Genomic DNA, 254 nt, shown 5'->3' on the forward strand with positions numbered 1-254 from the left:
TGAGTATAGCCAATACCAGATTGGGTGTAACCTAATCCCGCACCAGACTCCGTATAACCCACACCCGATTGAGTGTAACCGATACCCGATTGAGTATAGCCAATACCAGATTGGGTATAACCTAATCCCGCACCGGACTCCGTATAACCCACACCCGATTGAGTATAGCCAATACCCGATTGAGTATAGCCAATACCAGATTGGGTGTAACCTAATCCCGCACCAGACTCCGTATAACCCACACCCGATTGAGT

The 254-nt window shown here is 48.4% G+C and carries 1 pseudogene; it reads right to left on the reverse strand.

Going from position 1 to position 254, the window contains the following annotated elements:
• Positions 1–254, reverse strand: a pseudogene (locus PL9631_RS26565) (hypothetical protein); the annotation flags it as partial.

Origin of the sequence: Planktothrix paucivesiculata PCC 9631, assembly GCF_900009265.2 — a bacterium.
GTDB lineage: Bacteria > Cyanobacteriota > Cyanobacteriia > Cyanobacteriales > Microcoleaceae > Planktothrix > Planktothrix paucivesiculata.